Source organism: Thiofilum sp., assembly GCF_016711335.1.
In the GTDB taxonomy this organism is placed as follows: domain Bacteria; phylum Pseudomonadota; class Gammaproteobacteria; order Thiotrichales; family Thiotrichaceae; genus Thiofilum.
Window position 1 is genome coordinate 2,437,463 of the sequence record NZ_JADJTF010000001.1, and the last position, 25,217, is coordinate 2,462,679.

The window sequence follows — 25,217 nt, forward strand, 5'->3', positions numbered from 1 at the left end:
TGATCACTAGGCGCTATACACCATGACTACAACTAAGGCAATTGAGTATTTAACCATCAAAGGTTTTAAATCTATCAAGCAGTTAGAGCGGTTTCCTTTGCGAGAGTTGAATGTGTTGATTGGAGCGAATGGTTCGGGGAAAAGTAATTTTATTTCGTACTTTCGGATGCTCAGTGAATTAGTTGAACAACGTTTACAAAGTTGGGTAGCTAAGCAAGGGGGGGCAGATAGAGTTTTAAGTTTTGGAGTGAAAGAGACTAGTAAAATCGAGTCTTTTATCCTATTCGGTCTGAATGGATATAAGTTTACTTTAGAGCCTGATTTCATTGGTGACTTTTTCTTTTCAACTGAAGCTCTCTATTTTAAAGGTGTATATTTTGGGAAAACATGGAGAAACCTAGGAGATAGTCATGTAGAGTCTAAATTAAAGCATGAATATTACGAAAGACCTCAAAATGATATGGTTGATTATTGCTACGAGTCTATTTCTAATTGGAAAGTTTTCCATTTTCATGATACCAGTGATACCGCTGGAGTAAAGCGTTTAGGTTCCTTGCATGATAATGAGTATTTGCGCCAAGATGCTTCTAATTTAGCTGCGTTTTTGTATCGTTTAAAACTAGAGTACCCCGATGTTTATCAACAAATTCGCAAAACGGTTAGTCTAGCTATTCCCTTTTTTGATGACTTTGTTTTAAAGCCTAATAAACTACCCACAGAAGAGGAGCAAATTCGTTTACTCTGGCGACAGAAGGACAGCGATTATGCTTTATGGCCTAGTCAACTATCAGATGGCTCTATTCGATTTATTTGTTTGGTCACTGCATTATTACAACCAGAAGCGCCCTCTACCATTATTATTGATGAACCTGAGTTAGGTTTACATCCTTATGCGATTACTTTATTAGGCTCACTATTACGCTCCGCTTCTAAACGTATGCAGGTCATTGTTTCGACCCAATCAGTGCCCTTAGTCAATGAGTTTAGTTTGGAGGATTTAATTATTGTGGAGCGGGAGAAGGGCGCATCTATTTTTAAAAGGCTTGATGCTGATGAATTTGACCTGTGGTTAGAAGAGTATTCGACAGGCGAATTATGGGAGAAAAATATTCTCGGCGGGAGACCACAACCATGATTCGTATTCATATTATTTGTGAGGGACAAACTGAGGAATCTTTTATTAATGAAGTACTAGCTGATTACTTTATTGCCCGTAATATTTACTTAACTCCTTCATTAATTGGTCGTCCAGGACATAAAGGTGGTAATTTTCGCTTTGAGCGCTTATTTCAAGATGTGCGTGGTCGTTTACTAGGTGATAAATCTGCTTATTGTACTACCCTATTTGATTTTTACGGTTTACCAGAAGACTTTCCCGGAAAAGAGGATGCCTCTTACTGTGTTGATTTTAAAGTTAAAGCTGAGACAGTCGAAAATGCTTTAAAAAGTGAATTGCAAAATAAGCTGGGTAGTGAGGTATTGCAACGTTTTATTCCTTATGTGCAGATGTATGAGTTTGAGGGTTTATTATTTAGTGATGTGAATGCATTAGCTAATGGTCTAAGTCAACCACAATTGCTGAGTGCATTACAAGCAATTCGTGACTCTTTTGTTTGTCCTGAAGTGATTAATAATAGTCGAGAAACTGCCCCTAGTAAGCGCTTATTAAAATTATTTACTGCCTATGATAAACCATTGCATGGTTCACTGGTCGCTTTAGAAATAGGGTTAAGCACAATTCGTGCTCAATGCCCACGTTTTAATCAATGGTTGACTCAATTAGAACAGTTGCCGGCCTTGTAAAAGCCCCTTCGAGCCTTGCCCTATCTCTTGCTATGATATTGAGCCTTTAGATTGAATTGAGAGCATAGCAATGACCATTAGCCTAAATGCCTACAGTGCGCAGTTTGGTGAGCATTTTATTTTACAGCCAACCGATTGGCAGATAGAGCTAAACCAACATTGGGTGATTTTAGGCGCTAATGGTTCAGGTAAGTCAGCATTAGCGGCGACCCTAGTAGGAGCAGGTGAGTGCTTATCCGGTACGATCACAGGCTTACCCCACGAGGTGGCTATTGTGTCGTTTGAAGCTCAGGCGGAACTGATCGAGCAAGAACGACGCAAAGACGACGCTGATATTCTCGATATTATTAGTGAAGGTACTCCAGTATTTGAAATACTCACCGCAGAGCCACACAATACCGAATTGCTGCAACAACTGATTCAAGCCTTTCAATTTGAGCCATTACTCCAGCGTAGTTTCCGCAAACTCTCTACCGGAGAAACGCGCAAAACTTTACTCATCAAGGCACTATCTAAAAAGCCGCAACTACTTATTTTGGATGAACCCTTTGATGGCTTAGATATCGATTCCATGGGATTTTTGCAGCAGCTATTACAACACTACTCGCAAACAACACAATTGATTTTGGTATTAAATCGTTTAGATGAAGTACCTGATTTTGTTAATCATTTTGCTTATATGGATCACGGCGCTTTAGTCCATCAAGTACCTCGCTCTGATCAGGTTGCGTTAGATAATCTCTATCAATTACTGCATTTAAAAACCTCTAACCTCACCATTCCACCAGCCATCAAAAGTACCGCACCTGCACTAGATCCCGCTCAACCTCTAGTCAAAATGCGCCATGTTCGGATTGCTTATGAGGAAAAAGTAGTCTTAGACAACGAGGAGTGGACTATTGAAAAAGGACAACATTGGCAACTTACAGGGCCTAATGGAAGTGGTAAAACCTGCCTACTGAATCTGATCACGGGTGATCACCCGCAATGCTATGTGAATGACATTTTCGTGTTTGGTATGCAACGCGGCACGGGGGAGAGTATTTGGCAGATTAAGCAGTATATTGGCTATGTATCGAGCGCTTTACAGTGGGAATATCGGGTCAGTATTAGCGTGCGCAATGTGATTATTTCCGGCTTTTACGATTCGATTGGCTTGTACCAGAAATATACTGAAACTGAAAAAGCACTGGCTAATCAATGGCTTGATGTATTAGGTATGCGTCAACGTGCCGATCAGCCTTTTAATCAACTCTCATTTGGTGATCAACGCTTATTACTGATTGCCCGTGCTATGGTTAAGCATCCTGCCTTATTGATTTTGGATGAACCGTGTTTGGGATTAGATGATATGAATCGACGTTTAGTGTTAGCCCTGATTGAAAAAATTTGTGCGGGGACTGAAACTACGGTGCTTTATGTCAACCACCATCCGCATGATCGTATTGCTGGGATTACCCACTATAAAGCATTAGGATGAGTTAAGAACCAAGGATAATGAATTAGTTATGACGATACCCTCTTCTGAGAACCCAACGCATAGTAAGCATTTTAAAGCCTTTAAACCCATGAGTGGACGTTCACCACATGAGCACCCGCGTGTAGCGACCACACTGGAGTTATTTTTTGATTTAATTTTTGTGGTAGCGATTGCGCTAGCTGGAGCACAATTGCATCATGCCATTACCGAGAATCATGTAGCTCACGGTGTTGTGAGCTATGCCCTCGTGTTTTTTACGGTGTGGTGGGCATGGATGAATTTTACTTGGTTTGCCTCCTCCTTTGATAACGATGATGTGCCCTATCGGATTGCAGTCTTTGTCCAAATGGCGGGCGCTCTAGTGATTGCAGCGGGTGTACCTAATGCCTTTGAGGGTAACTGGTGGGTGCTGACCTACGGTTATGTACTCATGCGGGTAGCGTCTATTAGTCAATGGTTGAGAGCTGCTAAGCAAGCCCCGCAATATCGTAAAACCGCTTTACGCTACGCATTAGGCATTTTTGTGGCGCAAGTGGGTTGGATGGTGGTGGTTACATTGCCTAAAGAATCGGTGATGTTGCCATTTTTATTCATGATCGGTGTTGAGTTATTAGTGCCTATGTGGGCTGAAAAAGCAGGTATGACCGCGTGGCATCCGCATCATATCAGTGAGCGCTATGGACTATTGACGATTATTGTCTTAGGCGAGTCGATTTTAGCCGCTGTGATGGCGATACAAAAAGTAGCTGCCGATACTAATATGATGAGTTTAAATCTAATAGCGTTTTGTGTCGGGGCGCTATTGATAGTGTTTTGTATGTGGTGGATTTATTTTGAGGATGAGGCCGCCGAGTTTTTACGGGATTACAAAACCGCGTTTTACTGGGGCTATGGTCATTATTTGATTTTTATGGCAGCAGCAGCGGTAGGCGCAGGTTTGGCGGCGCAAGTAGATTTTAATACCGGATCAGTAGCCGCCAGTGCTTTAACGATTGGTTATGGTCTAGCTTTACCTGTGGCTCTATTTGTCATGACCCTGTGGTTAATTCATAAGCGGGTGAGTCAGGCTCAAGGGGTATGGGTTTACCCACTAGCTTCCGTATTAATTCTCATAGTGCCTTGGTTGCCCGGCTCGAATACCTTACAAGTGGGATTAATTTTGGCTGGAGCGATTGCAGTACGTTTAAGTATGTGCCATCGAGCGCAGCAAAAAGCCCAATAATATTAGTATTTTGTAAATGGTTAATAAAAAGTAATCGAGTATTTCTGGAGCAATCTTGGCGGCAGGGATGCCGCCTTGTAGCGTACAAGGATGTATTCACAGCGACTGCGGAAGCAATGCACGATTACTTTTAGGTCGCTCCCTATCACAATAGGTAGGGAGTATGCATGACAAGCTTATAAAGCCTTTGGGCCTAAGCAATATACTTTCTCATGAAGATAGGTAATACCTGCATTTTTAAAGCCCGGACTTTGCGGCAATATGTCCACATCCAACCACAAATCCACTTGGAAATCGTTTTGATATAAAGCTCTCACTTCTGACTCCAATACCGCGAAGGGAGGTCCTGGACGTTCGGTTTGATCATATTCAAAAGTGATTAATAAAGTCGAGCAATCAGGGGGCGTAATACGTTTAACATGTTGCGCATAGTGTTCACGCATAGCAGGGGGTAAGGCTACTAATGAGGCACGATCATACACACTGCCACAGGCTGCTAAGTCTTGTGCACTCAAAGCAAAGAAGTCACCTACTAATATAGCAATACCTTCGGCTTCCCAGCGTTCAAATACACCTTGAGGGGTAACATTGGGAATAATATCTTGTTCTTTAAAGAAATCACTGACAGCAATCGGGCTAATTTCAACCCCTAAGACTGAATAACCTTGAGTACGCAACCAAACCATATCGATGCTTTTACCACATAAAGGCACAAATACGGCTTTATCATGAGGAGCATTCAGTTGTGGCCAAAAAGGCTGTAAATAAGGGTTGATTTTACTTTGATTAAAGCCTATTTCATTGTTTTGCCAGCGGGCATGCCAAAAGTCTGCTTCCATAGATACCTACACTCACACATCTAAAAGCTCAGTAGTGTAGGGCAAAGTGTTGGGTAGTCCTAGTTTATCCCTAGGGTCGAGTGTTTTCGCCGGAGTAGCCTCTTTACATCCTGTAAGTCCGAGCCTTAATCCTTAAGTACTAGCTCCATTGAAAACACTCGACCCTAGGGATAAAAAACAGCAATACTTCCCTAGGTGTTAGCAAGCGGCGTCGCGGTATTGCTCCAGAAATACCGGCTTAATTTTAGTTAGGTATTTCAATTAATGAAATTTAATTAGCTCAATCGAATATAAGAAGCTTGACGATTAAATAATTGTGTCAATGAGTCAAAAGCCACACGTTTAAAACCATGCAAACCTAATTGATGCTTTTTATATAGACCATCGTACATCAAACGTGCAAAGTATCCTTTCACAAATACCGTTTTTTGTTCCTGTAAATGATTTAATCCACCAATAGCTCGATTTTTGCCTAATGAAACTAAAGAACCATGATCAGAGTAGTGAAAGCTTTTTAAAGTTTTACCCTGTAAATGATAGATCAGTTGCTGGGCTAAAAAGCGAGCCTGTTGATGGGCGACTTGAGCGCGGGCGGGTACGGTTTTGCCGCGTTCTTGTCCTAGCCACGGAGCAGCCGCGCAATCACCAAAGGCGAAAATCTGAGGGTCTCTAGTAGTTTGTAATGTGCTTTTAACTACTAATTGATTAACGTGATTAGTTTCTAAACCATTTAAATGCTTCAAAAAGGCAGGTGCTCGTACACCGGCTGCCCACACCATAATTTCCGCCGGAATAAATTTACCACTATTAAGCTTCACGCCTACCGGTTTGACAGCTTCCACGCGTGCATTAGTCAGTACATTAATTCCTAATTTCTCTAACGTTAATTCGGCTTCTTGCGACATTTCTTCGGGTAAAGCCGCTAATAGACGTGGGGCAGATTCAATAATAGTTAAGCGTACATCTTTTTCAGGATTGATTTGATTTAAGCCATAAGCAATTAAAGAGCGAATACTGTAATAAAGTTCAGCAGCCAGTTCTACTCCGGTTGCGCCGCCACCCACAATCGCAATGTGTAGTTGTCCGGGTTTAAGCGGTTGTTGTTGGTTATGCGCTCGCATAAAGGCACTGAGCAATTTGCGGTTAAAGCGTTCAGCCTGTTGCACATTATCCATGCGCACCGCGTAGTCGGTGACTCCCGGAGTATTAAAATCATTCGTGCTACTCCCCACCGCAATCACTAAAGTATCGTAGTGTAGCGTGCTACGTTGGGGCATAGTGGTATCTTCATCATTATTCGACTCAAGGTAGATCATTTGGCGCTGGCGATCTAAACCACAAAGTGAGCCTTGGCAAAAGCGAAAATGATGCCAATGGGCTTGTGCCATGTAGTCCACTTGATGGTGTGCTTGATTGAGGCTACCGGCTGCCACCTCATGCAGCATGGGTTTCCACATATGAGCACGGTTTTGATCAATTAAGGTAATGCGAGCTTGTTGCTTTTTGCCTAGTGAATCGCCGAGTAGAGTTGCTAGTTCTAGACCACCTGCGCCGCCCCCTACAATAACAATATGATGAATACTTTTAGGTCTGAGAGTATGAATACGTGTGCTCATAAGTTTTAAGGGTGCTTTGTTGGTGTTGTTATAGTGTGATTAGGTGAGAGGGGAGGTTTTTGTAATTAAGTACGGGGATTCTGCCGCTAATGAGCACACTTTAGGTGTCTAGTTCAGGTTTGATGGTTTGATTTTTCCGTTGAGAAGGATAAAACAGGGGTAAAATACAGATGAGCTGTAGTAACCTTGATCTAGGTAAGTTGATACGGTTTTTAGGTTAAAATTTAACATCCCTTGCAGGATAACTAGCATTATACGGTCATGTATTAAGCCTACTTGGTGGTAGGCTTCCATCATTTCCAGCAGTGGAAAATCTAGTTAAAGTTGATTTTGGCATCCAATTTTCGTTCGGCAAGGCTTTTAGACCGAGCTCACCGGTTTTCATGTGCTCAAGCTTTAACGGTGTCTAGGGGTGCTGATAGTGGTGGTAGCACACGACGCTGTTGAGCAGATAAAAATCATGCTACATTCATGCTCCACTTAATCTTGGAGGAGAGTTTTGATGCGCGTCACCATAAAAGCCTTGTTTATCAGTCTGTTTCTAGTATTGCTGTATGGCTGTTCTACCCTAGAACAGACCGACAACAAACCCGCAGACACTTCTTATCGGACTACCAATGCGGATTGCCATATCATGTATGATGCAGGTAGCAGTGGTACACGTCTGTACATTTATCAGCGACAAGGTAAGTCATGGGCGGAGCACGCAGGTCCCAAGGTTAGTGCATTGGCAGATCCAGTAAGATCTATTCGTGGTAAAAGCCCCCGCGATCTAGATGCCGTTACGACTGAGGTAGTTGCCGCTTTGGACAGTATCCAACAAGATGGTCCATTGAAAGATGGTAAACCCAAATGGCAAGCATTTGACTGGACCAAGCAATGTCATCTAGTTTCTGCCAACGTGTTTGCGACTGCTGGTATGCGCATTGCCGAACAGGAAAATCGTGCTGCCAGTTCCACCCTATGGAGCACCCTGAAGCAAAAGCTGCAAGCCAAGGTAGGTAGCAATGTGACAGTCAATACTCGTACACTGACTGGCTTTGAAGAGGGTTTGTATGCGTGGCTAGCAGCTCGTACAGAGCAAAAGAGCAACCAGTTTGGTATTGTCGAAATGGGCGGTGCGTCCACCCAGATTACTTTCCCTTGTGCCAGATGTAATAGCACTAATGATGCAGTGCGAACTGTACGGGTAGAAGGTAAACCACTGCAAATGTATAGCTACTCCTTCCTTGGACTTGGACAAGATGAAGCACCAAAATCATTGGGATTGGCTTCCTCTTGCGCATACGGTATCAAAACCATACTACCCGAATGGCGGGAAATGCTATGTGCACGAACCATGCGCCTAACCGATAAGTTGGGTATTCGTGACCCTTACAATTTCGCAGGCAATCGGCGTGGGGCGTATGAACAGGTTCCCACCCAGCTAGCAGATGCAGGGAAATGGTATTTGACAGGGGCATTCAATTTTATGGATGACAACAATATCGATACCTGTTGTGGTAATAAAGGTCAGTGCTTTGAAAAGCAGACTTCTTGCTTTCGTGCGGTTTACCTGAAGGAGTACCTACGCAATCTGAAGGTTCCTGCTAATTCAGCAAAACTGGATGTCAGTTGGACACTGGGCGCGGTGCAATGCACGGCAGATAATTGCTTGCAACAAACCAAACCACCTACCTGTGATTGGACAAACAAGGGATGTCTAAAATAAATAACTAAGGCTCATCTGATTTCAGAGGCCTTATCCCATTAAGTACAAAGGGAGTGTAGCACAGCACTCCCTGACTGAAATTCGTCAGGCTAATGTTAAACACTATTACAACCACTTGAGAGTTTGCTATGAAAACTATAATTAAGGCTTTATTACTAAGTACTTTAGTATTCAATACCCCTAGTTTTGCAGATAGTGTTAGTTTGAGTGCTCAGCCTAGGGTGACTATTAAAGCACCCTTAGCCCCAGCCTTACTAAAAGCTCAAGCACAACTTAATCAAGCACAGGCTAAATGGAAAAAAACACAACCTCAGCATTATAGCTATTATTTACAACGCTCCTGTTTTTGTACTCCTGATTATACTAAGCCTATTATGCTCAGAGTCTTCAAAGGTAAGGTGCAACAAGCTACTTTAATGCCGGAAGGTAAACCTTTACCTGCGAATCGGAAAACAGAAGCTATACCGATGGAGGGCGTATTTAAACTGATTCAAGAGGCGATTAATCGGCGTGCCGCTAAAATCACTGTCACTTATCATGTTCAGTATGGTTATCCTAAACAGGTGAGTATTGATTACGATCAAAGGATGGCAGATGAGGAATTATATTTAACCATTAGTAATTTTAAAGTCGCTAGCGGTTTAAAGCCCAATCAGAACACTAAGTAGTGATTAAATACGTGTTTAGCTAAAAGTAATCGTGTGTTTCTGGAGCAGTCTTGGCGGCCGGGATGCCGCCTTGAAGCGTACATGGACGTATTGATAGCGTCTGCGGAGGAAATGCAGGATTACTTTGGCTCAAATACTTAGCTTAGAGTATGAAAGATTAGATCATAATAGTTGATGTATGATCTAATCAGCAAAAAAGTGATTTGAATAAAGGATACTAGCATTAAGTTCTATTCTTCAGGAGGTTGTTTATCCTTAGGTATATCGTAAAGATTACTCAATAATCCAAATAAATACATTAGGCGATTCGTGGTGGGTACTCCCAAGCGCCTTCTAAGCTGTAACAGCAAATTATCGGCATAGTTTTTACTGATCCCTGTTGACTCTTTAATGCGTTTCATTGGGCTACCACTAGCTAGGTAACGTAAAATCATACGCTCTTTATCAGTTAGGCTGTCAAATACAGGGGCAATAAATTGGTTTGGTCAGTTCCTACTATTAAAGTTTATATCATGAAAGACGCGTACCATGGCTAAGAGCGTATCCATTTGCTCTTGCTTGATTTTTTTATATTCGTCGTCGCCTTTATTACTAATCACACTCATGCCCGCAGCTCCATGCTCACGGGTGGTAGGAATAGATATAGCATTTAAAATGCCATAACGCTCTCGTGCTAAACGAATTAACTCTACTTCTTCATTTAATAGCTCGCCAGTTAGTTCATACTCCCGCCAGTCCATAGGGTGTGTTTCACCATTTAATACTTTACGCACCGTAAAGTCGCTACGGTCAAAACGCTTTTCACTATAGTCTTGTAGAAACTCTGTGGGGAAGGTGTCGGTGCGCAAAAATACCATGGGTAGTTGCCGCAAAGCTTCCATCTGCATGGTGGGCGCAAAGGTATAAGTCGCACCGGTAAAACCTAAAATTTGCAGATAGCGACTGAAAATCTGGAAGCGCTCTTCAATCGACTGCACTTCATACATTTCCGCTAAATACTTACCCAGTAAAGCATAATTGATAGCCATCAGCAAACACTCAATAAAATAAGAATAGCAACCTCGCTGTCGCTGTCCTAGTAGTTCTAACGTACTTAACATCCCTTTGTCAGTACTAGCTAATTCTAATCGCCTTTTAGCCCTAAAACTAACCTGTCATAGATAACGCTCATACTGAGCCTGCGGTTGGCATAAAAATACAAAATATTTCTGGCAAATAAAAATATCTCAAGCGTATTTAGCGACGCGGAGTGCTAGTTAGCAAGTTCTAACGGATACAGTTCTTAAAATCAAAATTAGGATGAAAATTAATGCTATATTTAATAGTAAGCATTAATTTTTCGATACTTATTAATCCTATTATCGTTCCTAATGAGAGGCTAGAAGCGGGGCATAAAGCATTAATAATCGCCATCCTTTTTGTTGCTTAACCGACATCATTCTATGACAACATAGCCTGTGGTAGTGCCAAAAGCAGCGTAACTTGGATACTACCACGCTTACAGTCTACTACGGGCGCAGTTAAATACAAGACAGCCTCCTTATAAAGCGTTATTTACGGCAGATTTTAGGAGCTACTATAAAGTTAAAAGGGTAATTTATTACTTTTATTAGTCCGTCTTCAAGGTTAAAACCACCGTCTTTAGACGGTCAGATTTATCTGCGATACTAGCTGGATGAAGGTTGGCATGAGGTCGTGAGAGATGGAGTATCGGTATGGAAGCCACACCGTCTACCGGATTGAGTATCACTTTGTATTTGTGACGAAATACCGCTATCCGGTACTGAAAGGGGATGTGGGGTTAAAGATACGGGAGTTGATCCGTCAAACCTGTCAAGCCTTTGAGATAGAAATAGTGAAGGGGGTGGTGAGCAAGGATCATGTGCATTTGTTGTTATCGGTGCCACCGGAGCTAGCACCGAGCGAGATCATGCGCCGAATTAAGGGTCGAAGTGCGGCAAAAATCTTTGAAAGCTACCCGGATTTAAGAAAGCGGTATTGGGGACAGCATTTTTGGGCGCGGGGTTATTTTTGTGCGACTTCAGGGGAATTGAGTGCTGAGATGATTAAGGCGTATTTAGAGCATCACTTTGAACCGAGGTTAGAGGATAACTTTAAGACAGAAGGCTAGACGGGTCTATTCGACCCGTATCCGGACTTTAGTCCTTTTAGCGAACCCTTCAGCTTTAGCTGATGGTTGTTAAGTAGAGCTTTTTAGCGCAGCAGTGATTTAATAAATAGCTATTGAGGCACTTGAGGCAAACTCGGCGCTACAGTGCTTAATGAGGAAGAGACAGGCGCATGCTATGATAGATAGCCCGCTTAATCGCGAGCTTTCAATAATTTAATAAAACTATTTGCCTATTAGGGCAAACCGCGCCACAAAGGATATGTCATGATCGAAACGACCTTACAGACCGTTTTTCCTGATCTCACGTCAAGTGAAATTCAACAGCTTGCTGCTATTACGACCACTAAAAAATTTGCCGTTAATGACGTGGCTATTCCCCAAGAGTTTGATATGAAAGCAGGGCAACCACGCCGTGTGTTAATGATCATTCAAACGGGTGAAATCGAGATTTTTCGCCATGAAGAAGGCTTCCAACAACATATTGCTTCACGCTATGAGAATGAGATTTTAGGTGAGGAAATGCTGTTAGAACCGGAAAAAGTACATCAGCTTTCCTATCGCTCTATTGTAGAAACGCAAGCCTTAGTTATACGCCGCATTGATATGGAACAGTTGCTCCTAGACCAACCAGAAATGGCGCGGAAGATTTATCGCCAATTAGCTATTAATGCTACGCGTCGCCTTGAGCGAGAAGATCATCCGGTGCGTTGTCATAGTGAACGCGACTCTATGGGCGAGGTGCAAATCCCTAATGATGCCTATTACGGCTCACAAACCGCACGCGCGATTCAAAACTTTAAAATTACTGGAATTCCGATTGCACATTTCCCGAAGCTAATCAAAAGCCTCGCGATTATTAAAAAAGCAGCGGCGCGTGCCAATAGTGAAGCACCTAATCTCAAACGTGTACCTAATGCAACAATGGGTTTAACGGTGGGCGAGGCGATTATTCATGCCTGTGATGAAATTATTGAGGGTAATCAATTTCTGCAACGACAATTTTTAGTGGACGTGATTCAAGGGGGTGCGGGTACGTCCACGAATATGAACGCTAATGAAGTGATTGCTAAACGCGCCCGTGAATTATTGGGTTTTCCTAAATTTCATCCTGATGGGAATCCGGTTGATCCCAATGATGATGTGAATATGGCGCAGTCGACTAATGATGTGTATCCCTCGGCGGTGCGTTTAACTTTGATGCTCACCTATACTGAGCTGACCAGTGCGATGCAAGAGTTGATTGCAGCCTTTTTAGCTAAGGGCGAAGCGTTTGCCTCGGTGATTAAAATGGGTCGTACCCAATTACAAGATGCAGTGCCCATGACCTTAGGGCAAGAGTTTCGTGCGTTTGGTGTCACTTTAGAAGAGGACATTGACAAATTAGAGCGCAATGTGCCGCTATTAGGTGAACTCAATTTAGGTGGAACCGCGATTGGTACGGGGATTTTAGCTAGCCCTGATTACCGAGCGCGGGTCTTAGATGAGGTTAATCATATTCTACATAACGAATTGAATTTATGGCGTATTGCAGTACGCCCAGCGCTTGACTTAGTAGAGGCGAGCTGGGATACGGGGGTATTTGTGCTGTTTTCGGGTGTGATTAAACGCATTGCGGTTAAGCTGTCTAAAATTTGTAATGATCTGCGCTTATTGAGTAGTGGTCCACTAGCAGGCTTTGGCGATATTCGCTTACCAGCCGTGCAAGCGGGTTCCTCGATTATGCCGGGAAAAGTCAATCCGGTGATTCCAGAGGTAGTGAATCAAGTCGCATTCCAAGTGATAGGTAATGATCTGGCTATCACCATCGCCGCAGAAGGGGGGCAATTGCAACTCAATGCATTTGAGCCGATTATTGCCTTTAACCTATTGCAGTCGATGCAAATGATGACACGCGCCATGCGTACTTTGACTACGCATGTGCAAGGGATAGTGGTGACTGAACAGGATAAGCAATGTCTACGTGAGCGCGTAGAACAAAGCCCCGGTTTGGCGACGTTTTTAATTCCCGTGATTGGCTATCAAGCGGCAACAAAAATTGCTAAGGAAGTGATTAGTAGTGGGCATAGTGTAAAAGATTTAGTGCTAGCCCAAGGCATTATGAATGAAACCCAGTGGGAGGAGTTCATGCACCCCGATAATCTCACTAAGCCCTATCGTCCGGCTACGCAAGCGAGTTGATAGAACAGGAGCACACTATGACTGCTTTTACCTATACGCTGGGAACGACTCGTTATGCGTTTGGTTCATTGCGCGAATTATTGGCGAAAGCTTCACCTGCACGTTCAGGTGATTATTTAGCAGGTATTGCAGCGCAGAGTGCAACTGAGCGTGTAGCAGCACAAATGGCACTAGCCGATGTGCCGCTAAAACAGTTTCTCCACGAGCCTGTGATTCCCTATGAAAGTGATGAAGTCACACGCCTGATTATCGATACCCATAGTGCCGCTGCTTTTGCGCCGATTAGTCATTTCACGGTGGGGCAGTTGCGCGAATGGCTGCTAGGGCATGAGGCCAATCCAGTGACTTTGAGCGCTTTAGCTGCGGGTTTAACCCCTGAAATGGTCGCGGCGGTGTCGAAAATTATGCGTCTGCAAGATCTCATTTTAGTGGCGCAAAAAGTGCGAGTGTCGAGTGCATTTCGTAACTCATTAGGTGGGCAAGGAGTAATGGCAACGCGTTTGCAGCCTAATCACCCCACCGATGATCCCGCTGGAGTCTCCGCCAGCATTTTGGACGGCTTACTGTATGGCAATGGCGATGCAGTGATAGGTATTAATCCCGCCACCGATAATCTGACCTCCATTAGCGAGTTGCTTAAGCTCTTGGATGCCATTATTCAACGCTATGAAATCCCTACTCAAGCCTGTGTGTTGACACATATTACCTCCTCCATTGCCGCTATAGAACGCGGTGTGCCACTGGATTTAGTGTTTCAGTCGATTGCGGGTACTGAAGCGGCTAATGCTAGCTTTGGGGTCAGTTTAGCGCTTTTGCAAGAAAGCTATGAAGCGGCACTGAGTTTAAAGCGCGGTACGGTCGGGCAAAATGTAATGTATTTTGAGACCGGACAGGGCAGCGCTTTGTCGGCTAATGCGCATCATGGTGTGGATCAACAAACCTGCGAGGCGCGTGCTTATGCGGTGGCGCGGCGCTTTAAACCTTTATTGGTCAATACCGTAGTGGGCTTTATTGGTCCTGAGTATTTATACAATGGTAAGCAGATTATTCGTGCGGGACTCGAAGATCACTTTTGTGCCAAATTATTAGGTTTACCCATGGGTTGTGATATTTGCTATACCAATCATGCTGAAGCAGATCAGGATGATATGGATGTGCTACTAACCCTATTAGGTACGGCTGGCGTGAATTTTATTATGGGTATTCCCGGGTCGGATGACATTATGCTCAATTATCAAACTACCTCTTTTCATGATGCGCTCTATATCCGCCAAGTGTTAGGTTTACAGCCCGCGCCGGAGTTTGCCGCGTGGCTAGAACGTATGCAGATTATGCAGCAAGACGGTAAAGCGCTAGCGCTTAATCCACAATTACCCCCCGCTTTTCAATCGGCTCTATTAGCCTTGAACTAGGTGAATCCTATGAACCCACTCACCAGCACTATTACACCTAACCCTTGGCAAGCATTACGTCAATTGACTGCGGCACGCATTGCACTAGGACGTGCGGGAGGGAGCTTGCCGACCAATGTACATTTGCAATTTCAACTGGCTCATGCACAAGCGCGTGATGCGGTGCATTTAGCCTTAGATCGTGAAGCTTTGGCATTTGCGCTTACCCAACAAGGTTTAGCTACGCTAGCGGTGCAAAGCCAAGTGCTAGATCGTGATGAATATTTACAGCGTCCTGATCGTGGGCGGCGTTTAAGTACTGAATCCTTAGAGGTTCTACAAGCTCATCGTGCTCAAACGACCCCAGCGTTTGATGTGGTAGTCGTGGTAGGGGATGGTCTGTCGGCGTTGGCTATTGAGCGTCATGCCGTGCCTATGGTGCTGGGTATTCAAGCCTTATGCAGTCAAGAACGGTGGTCATTAGCGCCCATTGTGTTAGCTCAATATACGCGTGTGGCGCTCGGCGATGAAATTGGGCAAATGTTGCAAGCTCGTATGGTGGTGATGCTGATTGGTGAACGTCCGGGTTTGAGTTCACCAGATAGTTTGGGAATTTATTTTACGTGGCAGCCGCAAGTGGGATTAACTGATGCAGCACGTAATTGCATTTCTAATGTGCGCTTAGAGGGTTTGAGTTATCCGACCGCGCTTTATCGTTTGGGTTATTTAATGCGTGAAGCCATGAAACGGCAATTATCCGGTGTGCATTTAAAGGATGAGGCCGATACGCCTTTACTAAACACCTCTGTACACGACAAAACCACTAACTTATTGATTTAGCATGTTTGTCATGGAGATGGTGAAAGTCCACCGCTCCTATGTTTTACTCTCTAGTTACCACACAGGAGAGCAAAATGGATCTGAGCGATGGACTACGTGACAGTTTAAAAGCCCACTTGAGTTGGGGCAAGCCCCGTTTGGATTGTTTTGTGGGAATGCTGCAGTACTTTGCTGAGTGCGCGACAAATGAATTTGGCGTTGTTGGCGGTACACATAGATTCTGACACCGACATTGGTTCCCGCTATCGACGGATGCAACGCTTTTTTAGCCAAGTGTTCTTTAATTACAATGACATTGCCCATTTTCTTATGGGAATGTTCGCCTTTAGTGGTCAACAATACTACCTCACACTCGACAGAACCAACTGGAAATGGGGCAAATCCAACCTCAATCTCCTGACTTTGGCGGTTGTTTACCAAGGTGCGGCTATCCCCGTTTACTGGATGGTGTTGAACAAACGCGGTAATTCTAACCAACGTGAACGTATTGCCCTGCTGCAACGATTTATCAGCCAATTCGGGCGCAACAACATCTTGGGTGTGTTGGCTGACCGTGAGTTTATTGGTGGTCAATGGTGGAAGTGGTTGTCTTCCAAAGAGATTCCCTACTTGATTCGTATCAAGGGTAATCAGTTGATGACCGACAAACACAAAAAGAGGCGCATGTCCGCTCGCTGTTTGCCAACCTCAAGCCGGGTAAACGGCGCGTTCTCCGTCACCGTCGCGACGTTAGCGGGGAATGGGTTTGGCTCAGTGGCTCAAAGCTGCCCAGTGGTGAGTTGTTGATTATCGCCAGCAACCACTACACGGCTGATCCCATTGGCACTTATCGGCTACGTTGGGAAATTGAAAACCTGTTCCAATGCTTGAAAGGGCGTGGTTTTCACATGGAAGCCACTCACTTCACCAAACCCCTCGCATCAAAAAGATGATGGCGTTGCTTGCCATTGGCTTCTGTTGGGCGCACAAAGTCGGCGAATGGAAGGAAAAAGCCGTCAAGCCTTTGAAGACGAAAAACATGGACGCAAAGAGCAAAGTGTCTTCCGTTACGGCTTGGACTACTTGACCGATTTATTGAATGGAAGGGTACGGGAAAAAGTGGATAGGCTTAGGCTGCTGCTTCTGTTCCTTTGTCCACCACAATTCATGGCGATCGAGGATGGACGGATGAAACTCAGGCGATTTTCTTTTGAAAAAGATTCAATGAGTTAAGCGAATTGTCGTGTACAGAGACTAAACACACTAGAAACAACCCAAGCCTCTAGCTTTTTATTAGCAGCACCATAGTGCGGTTAGATCGAGATGCTCAAAGCCTACAAAACCCTAGACAAAGCATTATGAGGATTTAAAAAAGTGGCTAGCGCTGATTAATCCAGCCGCTGCCATACAATACGATCAAAGCCTAAAGCCACCACAGCGATACAGATTAAGCGTTGAGGTTCATTATAACGACTATTGATAGTATTACGATAATCAACCAATTGAGTCAGCGCTTGATTTAACGTGTTTTGCACTAGTGGTAATTGGGCTAAATCCTGTCGAGGTATTTGCTTAATTTGCTCAGCCGTTAAATTCAAATCCCCCAGCTTGAGATATTTAAATTCTAAAATAAAATCATATAAAGAAGGCAGTGATTCACGTAAGCTATAACGCACTATCATAATTAAATCACTATAGCGCCTGCCCAAATTCGCTTCTGAGTCAATCATATAATAACTATCATCAAATAAAGGCGTTAAAAATGCCATTTTAATCGTAAGCTCATTACTCCATTGATAGTCTCGATTACTTAAGCTCTGTAAGGTTTTAGATTCTAGATAGTTAGCCAGTGGTTCTAAATTGCCTGACTGATAAAAGTCCTCCACAATACGTTGTAAATGACGACGCTCTTTAGATTCGGGTAATAAATACCTTTTAAACTCATCAATATATAAGGCTTGAACGACTAAGTTAGGTGCTTTTAGGATCATTTTTCTTAAGCCCTGAATATCAACTAAGGTTAAGACTCCAAAGAAATAGAGTAGTGAAGCCATATAGTCAGGATTATTATTAAGCTCAGCGAGTTTATCTACACCAAACTGAGTAATAAGATGCTTTAAACTAATAGGATTTTGCTCATCTAAAATTTGTGCTATAACATCTCTACCAGCAGGTAATTGCATCATATATTCAATACGACTAGCATCCATTGCTAGATTACCATCTAGCATTTCAAACGGCATTTCACAATTGAGCTGATAGTACTGTAGAAAGTAAAAACACAAGGTAGGGTTATATAAACGTGGTTTGCTTAGGTCATAACTAAAGCGATAGCCATTATAATACTGTTGTAGGGTTGCTAATAAATGAGTTTGATCAGCAGGAGCAGGGCATTGTTTGATAATATCAGCAACCAGTTGGGCTAATTCATCATGAGCAATACCACATAGCTCATGAAAACGCACATCTAAAAAAATATTAGTAGCCACATTATAGCCGCTAGTCATATCAGATAACACTAATGGCGAAACACCTGTAATAAAAACACGCGCTAAATTGCCTTCGGTACTTTGTGCCTTAATAATTTTAAAGAGCGTTTTAAAAATTCCCTCACCAGACAGTAACTCCTTATAGCGCTCTGGTCCTTTATCTTTATTAATCAGTATTTCATTAGCAAAGTTATCGTACTCATCAATCAGTAAATAAACCGCATGACCACTAGCTTTAACTGCCGATAGCACTGCTTGCAAAGAAGCTAAAGCATCATTAGGATAAAAATCGAAAGAGCTAGTAATTAAATCTTGATAATAATGAGTAAAGTTTTTCAGCGTGATAGTTAAATAATTAAATAAACTAGCTTTAATATCAGCACTAGAGCCTATACCTGAAATTGCCGAGAAATCCCAGCGTAGAACCAGATAACGATTATGCTCATCAGTGGGTTGCTGACCAATGGCTAACTCACCAAACAAAGCATTAAAGTTAGAGCTTTGATTAATATCGTAATAATGCTCTAAGGTAGATAATAATAAGGATTTACCAAAGCGCCGAGGTCGTAAAAAAATGAGCTGCTTACCCGCCGCTTCTAATTCAGGAATTAAATGAGTGCGGTCTAGATAGTAGTAACCCTCAGTGCGGATTTGGTAAAAGTTACTAATTCCATAAGGGAGCTTAAGCATAATACTCTATCCAGCAAGGGTTGAAAGGCTAGTAGCATAAATTAACTATCTAAAAGTAATCGTGTGTTTTTGGAGCAGTCTTGGCGGCAAGGATGCCGCCTTGAAGCGTACAGGGAAGTATTCACAGCGCCTGCGGAAGAAATGCACGATTGCTTTGTTTCAAGCAATTTCTCAATTCAAGGAAATTTAATGACTTTCCAACCGCTTGGTTGAATAGAGCCATCGGATAATAATATTTTTTGCACCGCTGTTGAGTTTGAATAGCGGCTTAAATCCGTTTCACTCATACGCCCAAACGCAGTTCTAAAAATAGAAGATTTGGCTTTAATCGTGGATAAATCACCTAGTAAGGCTTTATCTGTGCCAATCGTAATCCGTTTATAACGGGTATTACTTTCCAGATTTTTAATCCAATCTTCCATAGCACTAAACTGCGGTTTAAGCGCAAATGAGGTATCGACGACGACTAAAATCTCAGCCCGATTAAGGCTGAGATAATAATGGGTTCCTACCCAAGCAGCAATATTAAGCAGCAAAAAGACACTGAAAATTTTAATAAACTTCATCGAATTACCTACATCTCAGCATTGAGTAAATTGCCAATTCGATAGGAAGCAGCACCCGCACTTGATTCAATATAAGCGCCTTCTGCTAAACCAGCATATTCTTTTAATTCCTGTGAGCTGAGCTCATAAGCAATGGTATGAATCGGAATGGCGGTTAAACTCATTAGGTTTTTAGCGGTTTCAAAATCAACACCGAGATTAGTTTCACCATCGGATAACACAAATATTACCGTTTTATAGTCTGGATTTTGCTTTTTAAATTCGGTAAGCATATTCGCCGCAACTAATACTGCGCTATTCGTGGCGGTTTTGCCACCTGTAGCCATTTTTTCTACAGCACCAATAAATAATGATTTTTGTGACACATTAAAGGGGCGAATCGGCAAGTCAACATTCACGGTATCACTATAAGTCACTAAACCAATGGCATTATTGGTACTAATTAAATCGGAAGATTCAACTAAAGCCTTGCGTAGGTTTTTAATCCGCGTACCTTCCATAGAACCAGAAATATCCGCGACAAATACTGCTGCAATCGGTTTGCCACCCGATTTCTTTTGTTTCCATAAGCGTTGAGCTTGGGCAATGATAGAGCCGTCTTTAATAGCATAGGCGTCTTTATAATCCTTGACTTGATCAAAACCAAAACGGCTTAATTCCCCTTTTTGTGACGCAAGGAATTTAGCAAAGAGCGCCAATACTTCACGCTCTGCGGGATCGGCTTCATTGGTGGCGTATAAAGGACCATCATGACGTACACCAAATGGTACAAATTGATAATCTTCTAAGCCCGTCGCATTTGCCCATAGCTGATATTCCATGACAAACGCATCTAAAACCCCACTGCCTTGGGCGGCTTCGCGCATTTGTAGGGTATTTTGTGCCACAAACGGAACCCCTTGCTGGAAGGCCTCAAAGGCACTAGCGACATCGGGTGAGAGCATTTGAGTTTCATCGCCATTGGCAAAGGAATTGAGCACCGTGAGCAGAAAGTTTAAGCCCGTACTGGATTGATAGGGGTTGGTATAGCCCATAGCAAACGAACCATTACTTACATTGGTGAGTAGCTTGGCAATGTCCAGTTTACCTTCGGTGGTGATTTGGTCGGCTTTAGCTTTTTTAACCACAATCCCCGCCACATTAGGAGCAGTAACTGGTGCGATAGTGGTGAGATTATTACCATTTGCATTCACCATTGCACCCCAGAGCGCATTACTAGGGGAAAAAGCATCCGGTACATATTGTCCAGTGAGAATAAATTGTGCCCCTAAACCCGAATCCATTTTACGAATGGCAATCGCGGCTTGTTTACCATTACTAATGGTTAGACCCTGTTGGTTAAAGCGTTGCGCCATTTCTAAATAAAGCGCATCTCGGTTATTGCCCGCTTTTTCGGGTGAGGTAAGAATTTCAGCGGCTTCTACACGCGGCGAGTCTTGTACATCGAGTGTAATAGGGTATTCATTTAAATCGGGTAGCAGCGAGGATAAATTAGTACGAGTGAGTTGAATATTGGCACGGCTTTGATTTTCGTTGTAACTCGGTTGAATCGTACCATCGACTAATTCTTTGATTTTAGCTTCGGCTTTGTCTTTAGTATCAATAGTATCTCCTGCGAGACAACCGCTGAGGATGATAGCGCTAAAGACTAAAGTACTGATTTTGAGTAAGCCATTGAAGGGTAGGCGCATAGTTATTTTCCTGTTTGCTTAGCGATTTGAGCAAGACTCATGAGGCGAGTCATGGTATCTAAACGGTCAAAATCGCTGATCGATTTAATATTGGCCACTTCTACTGCGGTTTCAGTCAGAGCATTGAATAATTTAGTATTTTCATCGAGTAGGGTACGAATACGAGTTTGTTGCTCTTTATAAAGCTCCGCTTGTTTACCGATAGCATCACTCACCTCTAAATTCCGGCTCAGACCTGAAATACTATGTCCAATAGCGACAATATCGGTGAGATTTTGAATAGCGTGTTCTTGTACGGTACGAGCCGCATTGAGGTAGTTAATAGGGGTGAAGTGTTTACCGACAAAGCGCGTGGCGACTACCGATTGATAGTCTTCTAAAATATCAGTTAACACTTTGGCTTGGCGTACACCCTCTTGAATACCGAGTTCCTCTAGTCCTATGCGTGCCGTTTTTAATTTATCTAGCAAAGCTTGATGTGCCGCCTGATTACGATCTTCTAACCATTCGCTTTCATCCTCACCACTAAATCCGGCTAGGCGATAAATGATAGGTACGCTGAGTACCGCAAGCAGGCCAATACCTGCATAAGCACCTAATAACCACCAAGGCGGTTGAAACCACCAAAAGTAAACACCTGCTAGCATCAAAGCTAGTACTGCGGCAACTAATCCATAACGGAGTGCTGCATTGTCGGGGGCTGAGGTTGAAATAGTGCTTCTCCTTTGCTGTCGAAGTCAGGGGAACTTTGAGTATAAGGCTAGTTCAATTATTAGTGTATAAGCAAAAGTACTCATAAAATCATATACCCAAATACTCGAATCGCCAAAGTTAGGAACCTTGTTTGGTGTGTTTAACTGAGCCGTACAACATCCCATCCAGTTGGGTTTAGGGTGCTACACTTGCTCCACTTCAAAGCCCACTACATTACGGGATACCTTACTGAACTCTACACCCATCAGATAAATGGGCTGATTCAGACCACGATACTTGTCTGCATAGAGGCGGTCTTTGAGTTGTTGGAGTGCCGATCCTGCTTCAGTATTCTCGATTACTTTAAATTCAAACAAATAAACTTGGTTGTTAAATTTAAGCGTCATATCAATGCGCCCTAAATTAGTGGCATCCTCGACTATCACCGTTAATCCTAATGAAGCAAAATAGGAATAAAATACACTGGCATAATAGCCTTCATAATTTTGAATATCGTTGTGGGTGTACCAGTGATGAGGGATACTAGCAAAGAAACTTTGGAATAATGCTCTTAATCTCTCAAAATCATTAGCCAACAATAAATCATATAAACGTAATGTCTGGATACTCTGAGCTTTTCTATCTTTTACCAACGCGGATAGTAAAATTTCATTAAGGCTTTGATAGATTTCTTTATTGGGATAAGTCAAAACATAAAAATCCCGATCACCTGCCTGCCTTATACCCTTTATAGTTAAATAACCCGTTTGAAATAACAACGCATCTACTTCAATGTCGTCTATATCAAATTTAGATAACATCTCTTCACTGCTAAGACTGTGTACTAATGACAGCGAGGTGATTTTACGCTTGAGCAATAAATCCACTAAAAAGGTAGGTGTCCCCGATTCAAACCAATAATTCTTGAATTTACGGGTACTGAATAATTGTAAGACATCATAAGGGTTATAAACGCTTTGTCCCAACCAATTATAGCCATTATACCACTCCCGAATATGCTCTCGATCTAGCCCTACTAATTCGGGTGCAAATACCGTATCCACATCATGATCGGTATAACCACAAATAGTGGAATAGCGCTCATCCAGAGTAATATCGGTTAGATTATTCAAGCCCGAAAATAAACTCACTTTAGAAAACTTACTCACTCCGGTTAAAAAGGCAAAGCGGATATGAGCATCATAGTCTTTAATCGTGCCATAGAAGCCGCGTAAGGTATCGCGGTTTTGTCTGGCAACCTCAGGATAATGTAGAGCATCGAGAATCGGCTTGTCATATTCATCCACCAAAATCACCACGGGTTTTCCGGTTTTTTGATGTAAATGTAGAATTAAGTCGGAAAAACGCCCGCCTGCATGTTTGAACCTAGGACTCAGGCTAAAATGCTGCTCCCATTGTGTTAACTGTGTATCTAAAGCATCTATTAAACCTTGGGGATGGGTAAAGGTTTCACTTCCAAAACTAAAGCGCAAGACCGGATATTGGATCGACCAATCCCACTGTGGATGTACCGCTAAGCCTTGAAATAATGGCTCATTCCCCTCAAATAATTCTTTCAAGGTGTCTAAAAATAGGCTCTTTCCAAAGCGGCGGGGGCGGGAGAGGAAGTAATATTTACCACGCTGGATGAGTTCTAGAGCAATAGCCGTTTTATCTACGTAGTAGTGATTATTAACACGAATTTCCCGAAAAGTTTGAATGCCAATAGGGAGTTTTTTACGTGGAGTCATGATAGGGCATTTTAGGTGATGAATGAGCGATATTGTGAGTATAACAGGAAATCATTCAAGGCGTTTGGACTAGATCTAGATCAGCAGTCATTTGCTGAGGTCGCAAACCATTAAATGACCAGTGCTGAATGCTCCAATCCCAAATAGCTTTCATAGGCGTTGTCCTTAACTCATCGGGTGGATTTTGGTTTAAAAATTTCAGGGCTTGATAAAGATTGTGCCGAATAGAGTGCTCGTCTAGAGGCAATGCAGGGGCATAGGTTTGTTTACTCAGCTTTTGTCCTTGTGTATCAAGCACTAGGGGAATATGAGCATAGTGTGGAGTGGCATAACCGAGTAAGGATTGCAGATAAATCTGACGTGGAGTGTTATCCAGTAAATCTGCACCACGCACCACTTCCGTGATTCCCTGATCAGCATCATCAACCACCACTGCCAATTGATAAGCCCATAAACCATCCGCGCGTTTAATCACAAAATCGCCAATCTCAGCGTGCAATTGTTGCGCATAGTCACCATAAATCAGGTCATGAAAGCCAATGGTTTCATCAGGCGTTTTAATACGAATCGCGGTAGCTTGAGGGTTAGGGATTTGAGGGCGAGAGCGGCAAGTGTCGGCGTAAATAGCCCCAAAGCGCCCTTGTTGAGCGTTTTGCTGCAAGTGTTTGCGACTGCAATAACAGGGGTAAGAGTAGGGCTGAAGCTGCATTAGCGCTTCTGTATAAGCGGCTTGACGTGTGGGACTACTCTGAAAAATTATTTCACCATCCCACTCAAAGCCATATTGCTTAAGCGTATGCAAAATGGACTCAGTAGCACCTGCTTGAATGCGTGGGGGATCTAAGTCCTCAATGCGTACCAACCAGCGCCCGTATTTCGAGCGGGCGCTAAGATAACTGGCAACAGCCGTAACCAATGAACCAAAGTGCAATGGCCCTGTAGGTGAGGGGGCAAAGCGTCCAGTGGGCAACATGGTTACGCGAGTTGTTTCTCTTTAATCTCTTGAGTGGTTTTGCAGTCGATACACAGGTCTGCGGTAGGGCGGACTTCAAGACGCTGTAGACCGATTTCAATCCCACATGCATCACAATAACCATAGTCATCCTCATCTAGACGAGCGATGGTTTTGTCGATTTTACGAATGAGTTTACGTTCACGATCCCGTGCGCGTAATTCGAGAGCAAATTCTTCTTCTTGAGTGGCACGATCAGCCGGATCAGAAAAGTTACTCGCCTCTTCTTTCATATGATCGACGGTGCGATCCACTTCCTGCATCAGCGCTTGTTTCCACGCTACAAGGATATTCCGAAAATGCTTAAGCTGAGCATCATTCATGTATTCTTCACCGGGAGTGGGAATGTAAGGATCAATACCTTCAACCGGCAAAGCAGACTTTCTCAGCATGTACGTGACATTATCAGACGCCATATTGTTCTCCATGTAAAAGTAGTCGACACCTATAAAATATTGAGTTTTAAG

23 protein-coding genes and 1 pseudogene are annotated in these 25,217 nt (G+C 43.1%); 13 read left to right on the forward strand and 11 right to left on the reverse strand.

Annotated features, from left to right (window positions below; all coding sequences use genetic code 11):
* Positions 1 to 22: 22 nt before the first annotated feature.
* The 4 genes from IPL34_RS11570 to IPL34_RS11585 all read left to right on the forward strand — a co-directional run bounded on the left by IPL34_RS11570 (position 23) and on the right by IPL34_RS11585 (position 4,505).
* Positions 23 to 1,135 carry an AAA family ATPase gene (locus IPL34_RS11570; RefSeq protein ID WP_296841606.1) on the forward strand — a complete coding sequence of 371 codons (1,113 nt, stop codon included), beginning with the start codon at positions 23 to 25 and terminating at the stop codon, positions 1,133 to 1,135.
* Positions 1,132 to 1,803: a DUF4276 family protein gene (locus tag IPL34_RS11575; RefSeq protein WP_296841607.1), complete on the forward strand. Its 672-nt coding sequence runs from the start codon at positions 1,132 to 1,134 to the stop codon at positions 1,801 to 1,803. Before IPL34_RS11570 ends, IPL34_RS11575 begins: the two co-directional genes overlap by 4 nt.
* A gap of 70 nt (positions 1,804 to 1,873) precedes the next feature.
* A complete protein-coding gene (modF, locus tag IPL34_RS11580) occupies positions 1,874 to 3,283 on the forward strand; it encodes a molybdate ABC transporter ATP-binding protein ModF (RefSeq protein ID WP_296841608.1) in 1,410 nt (469 codons plus the stop codon).
* A gap of 28 nt (positions 3,284 to 3,311) precedes the next feature.
* Positions 3,312 to 4,505, forward strand: coding sequence for a low temperature requirement protein A (locus IPL34_RS11585; protein ID WP_296841609.1), 1,194 nt, complete (start codon positions 3,312 to 3,314; stop codon positions 4,503 to 4,505).
* 176 nt (positions 4,506 to 4,681) lie between these two features.
* Here the strand turns inward: IPL34_RS11585 and IPL34_RS11590 are convergent, their stop codons facing one another.
* Both IPL34_RS11590 and IPL34_RS11595 read right to left on the reverse strand, forming a co-directional pair.
* Complete coding sequence (locus IPL34_RS11590; protein WP_296841610.1) at positions 4,682 to 5,344, reverse strand: thiopurine S-methyltransferase; 663 nt, start codon at positions 5,342 to 5,344, stop codon at positions 4,682 to 4,684.
* Positions 5,345 to 5,619: 275 nt separating this feature from the next.
* On the reverse strand, positions 5,620 to 6,960 hold the full coding sequence (locus IPL34_RS11595) for an NAD(P)/FAD-dependent oxidoreductase (protein WP_296841611.1): 1,341 nt from the start codon (positions 6,958 to 6,960) through the stop codon (positions 5,620 to 5,622).
* Between the two features lie 502 nt (positions 6,961 to 7,462).
* Here IPL34_RS11595 and IPL34_RS11600 point away from each other — a divergent pair.
* Both IPL34_RS11600 and IPL34_RS11605 read left to right on the forward strand, forming a co-directional pair.
* Complete coding sequence (locus IPL34_RS11600; protein WP_296841612.1) at positions 7,463 to 8,671, forward strand: hypothetical protein; 1,209 nt, start codon at positions 7,463 to 7,465, stop codon at positions 8,669 to 8,671.
* A gap of 128 nt (positions 8,672 to 8,799) precedes the next feature.
* Positions 8,800 to 9,339: a DUF6174 domain-containing protein gene (locus tag IPL34_RS11605; protein ID WP_296841613.1), complete on the forward strand. Its 540-nt coding sequence runs from the start codon at positions 8,800 to 8,802 to the stop codon at positions 9,337 to 9,339.
* 230 nt (positions 9,340 to 9,569) lie between these two features.
* On the opposite strand, the gene IPL34_RS11610 is transcribed toward IPL34_RS11605, so the two are convergent.
* Together IPL34_RS11610 and IPL34_RS11615 are read right to left on the reverse strand one after the other, a co-directional pair.
* A complete protein-coding gene (locus tag IPL34_RS11610) occupies positions 9,570 to 9,812 on the reverse strand; it encodes a LuxR C-terminal-related transcriptional regulator (protein WP_296843066.1) in 243 nt (80 codons plus the stop codon).
* Positions 9,813 to 9,824: 12 nt separating this feature from the next.
* Complete coding sequence (locus IPL34_RS11615) at positions 9,825 to 10,367, reverse strand: autoinducer binding domain-containing protein (protein ID WP_296841614.1); 543 nt, start codon at positions 10,365 to 10,367, stop codon at positions 9,825 to 9,827.
* A gap of 674 nt (positions 10,368 to 11,041) precedes the next feature.
* Between IPL34_RS11615 and tnpA the strand changes: the two genes are divergently transcribed.
* The 7 genes and pseudogenes from tnpA to IPL34_RS11650 all read left to right on the forward strand — a co-directional run bounded on the left by tnpA (position 11,042) and on the right by IPL34_RS11650 (position 17,091).
* Positions 11,042 to 11,470: an IS200/IS605 family transposase gene (gene tnpA / locus IPL34_RS11620; RefSeq protein ID WP_296839491.1), complete on the forward strand. Its 429-nt coding sequence runs from the start codon at positions 11,042 to 11,044 to the stop codon at positions 11,468 to 11,470.
* 264 nt (positions 11,471 to 11,734) lie between these two features.
* Positions 11,735 to 13,648 (forward strand): aspartate ammonia-lyase, encoded by a 1,914-nt coding sequence (locus tag IPL34_RS11625; protein WP_296841615.1) that lies wholly within the window; start codon positions 11,735 to 11,737, stop codon positions 13,646 to 13,648.
* A gap of 17 nt (positions 13,649 to 13,665) precedes the next feature.
* A complete protein-coding gene (locus IPL34_RS11630) occupies positions 13,666 to 15,060 on the forward strand; it encodes an ethanolamine ammonia-lyase subunit EutB (RefSeq protein ID WP_296841616.1) in 1,395 nt (464 codons plus the stop codon).
* Positions 15,061 to 15,069: 9 nt separating this feature from the next.
* Positions 15,070 to 15,879: an ethanolamine ammonia-lyase subunit EutC gene (gene eutC, locus IPL34_RS11635; protein WP_296841617.1), complete on the forward strand. Its 810-nt coding sequence runs from the start codon at positions 15,070 to 15,072 to the stop codon at positions 15,877 to 15,879.
* A 186-nt stretch (positions 15,880 to 16,065) separates the two neighbouring features.
* The gene (locus tag IPL34_RS11640; protein ID WP_296841618.1) at positions 16,066 to 16,665 is read left to right on the forward strand and encodes a transposase; all 600 of its coding nucleotides are present in this window, start codon (positions 16,066 to 16,068) and stop codon (positions 16,663 to 16,665) included.
* 47 nt (positions 16,666 to 16,712) lie between these two features.
* Positions 16,713 to 16,855 (forward strand): annotated as a pseudogene (locus tag IPL34_RS11645) (transposase); the annotation flags it as partial.
* A 2-nt stretch (positions 16,856 to 16,857) separates the two neighbouring features.
* Positions 16,858 to 17,091 (forward strand): hypothetical protein, encoded by a 234-nt coding sequence (locus IPL34_RS11650; RefSeq protein ID WP_296837418.1) that lies wholly within the window; start codon positions 16,858 to 16,860, stop codon positions 17,089 to 17,091.
* A gap of 155 nt (positions 17,092 to 17,246) precedes the next feature.
* On the opposite strand, the gene IPL34_RS11655 is transcribed toward IPL34_RS11650, so the two are convergent.
* The 7 genes from IPL34_RS11655 to dksA form a co-directional block, all read right to left on the reverse strand.
* Positions 17,247 to 19,037: an AAA family ATPase gene (locus IPL34_RS11655; protein WP_296841619.1), complete on the reverse strand. Its 1,791-nt coding sequence runs from the start codon at positions 19,035 to 19,037 to the stop codon at positions 17,247 to 17,249.
* Between the two features lie 176 nt (positions 19,038 to 19,213).
* Positions 19,214 to 19,603: a hypothetical protein gene (locus tag IPL34_RS11660; protein WP_296841620.1), complete on the reverse strand. Its 390-nt coding sequence runs from the start codon at positions 19,601 to 19,603 to the stop codon at positions 19,214 to 19,216.
* Positions 19,604 to 19,611: 8 nt separating this feature from the next.
* Complete coding sequence (locus IPL34_RS11665) at positions 19,612 to 21,294, reverse strand: VWA domain-containing protein (RefSeq protein WP_296841621.1); 1,683 nt, start codon at positions 21,292 to 21,294, stop codon at positions 19,612 to 19,614.
* Positions 21,295 to 21,296: 2 nt separating this feature from the next.
* A complete protein-coding gene (locus IPL34_RS11670; RefSeq protein WP_296841622.1) occupies positions 21,297 to 21,941 on the reverse strand; it encodes a hypothetical protein in 645 nt (214 codons plus the stop codon).
* A 249-nt stretch (positions 21,942 to 22,190) separates the two neighbouring features.
* Positions 22,191 to 23,738, reverse strand: coding sequence for an ATP-binding protein (locus tag IPL34_RS11675; RefSeq protein WP_296841623.1), 1,548 nt, complete (start codon positions 23,736 to 23,738; stop codon positions 22,191 to 22,193).
* A gap of 55 nt (positions 23,739 to 23,793) precedes the next feature.
* The gene (gluQRS, locus tag IPL34_RS11680; protein ID WP_296841624.1) at positions 23,794 to 24,711 is read right to left on the reverse strand and encodes a tRNA glutamyl-Q(34) synthetase GluQRS; all 918 of its coding nucleotides are present in this window, start codon (positions 24,709 to 24,711) and stop codon (positions 23,794 to 23,796) included.
* Between the two features lie 2 nt (positions 24,712 to 24,713).
* The gene (gene dksA, locus IPL34_RS11685; protein ID WP_296841625.1) at positions 24,714 to 25,166 is read right to left on the reverse strand and encodes an RNA polymerase-binding protein DksA; all 453 of its coding nucleotides are present in this window, start codon (positions 25,164 to 25,166) and stop codon (positions 24,714 to 24,716) included.
* Between the last annotated feature and the right edge of the window lie 51 nt (positions 25,167 to 25,217).